General features: G+C 67.3%; 1 protein-coding gene. It reads left to right on the forward strand.

Going from position 1 to position 1024, the window contains the following annotated elements:
* The first annotated feature begins 124 nt into the window (after positions 1 to 124).
* Entirely contained in the window at positions 125 to 1012 is an 888-nt protein-coding gene (locus ACIBQ6_RS50720) for an IS5 family transposase (protein WP_397219632.1), read from the forward strand.
* Positions 1013 to 1024 lie beyond the last annotated feature (12 nt).

The following is a 1024-nucleotide window of genomic DNA, read 5'->3' on the forward strand; positions in this document are numbered from 1 at the left end:
CTAGGCCGTGTTTCGAAAGGTCGCGTGTGAGGCGTGTCGGTGATCGTTGAACGAAGAGGTCTCCGGTAGTTGGTTCAACGACCAAGAAGAACGAAATACCGGAGACCTCGTGACCAGCGTAGTGGTGACGAGGCGGCACGACCTCACTGACGCGCAGTGGGCGGCGCTGGAGCCGCATCTGCCTGCCGCATCGGGCAAGGGACGTCCGCCGAAGTGGAGCAGGCGGCAATTGATCGACGGGATCCGGTGGCGGATCCGGACCGGGGCGCCGTGGCGGGACGTTCCTGCCTGCTACGGCCACTGGTTCACCGTGTACGGCTTGTTCCGGCGCTGGCAGCGGGAAGGGATCTGGGCACAGATCCTGGCCGCCTTGCAGGCGTGCGCGGACGCCGCCGGGAAGATCGAGTGGACGGTGAGCGTGGACTCCACCATCACCCGGGCTCACCAGCACGCGGCCGGAGCACGCCGGAACGGCCACCTGCAAAAGGAACCACCCGGCGGCGTGCACAGCGAGCCGGCCGATCACGCGCTGGGGCGTTCACGCGGCGGGCTGACCACCAAGACCCATCTGGCTTGCGAGCAGGGCCGCAAGCTGCTGGCTGCGGTGGTGACCGCCGGTCAGCGGGGCGACAGCCCGCAGTTCATCCCGGTGCTGGGCAAGATCCGGGTGGCCCGCCTCGGCGGTGGCCGGCCCAGGACCCGCCCGGATCGGGTCCTGGCTGACAAGGCCTACACCAGCAAGGCCAACCGGACTCATCTGCGCCGGCGTGGGATCAAGGCGTGCATTCCGAGCAAGGCCGACCAGGACGCCCACCGCAGGGCCAAGGGATCGAAGGGAGGCCGCCCGCCTGTCTTCGACCCTGCGTCCTACCGGCTGCGTCATGCTGTGGAGTGCGGCATCAACCTGCTCAAAGGCAACCGCGGCATGGCAACCCGCTACGACAAACTCGCCGTACGCTACGAAGCCGTCATCGTCATCGCCGCGATCAACCAGTGGCTCAACGCCTTATGAAACAGGACCTAG

This window comes from Nonomuraea sp. NPDC049655 (genome assembly GCF_044465465.1).
Classification (GTDB): Bacteria; Actinomycetota; Actinomycetes; order Streptosporangiales; family Streptosporangiaceae; genus Nonomuraea.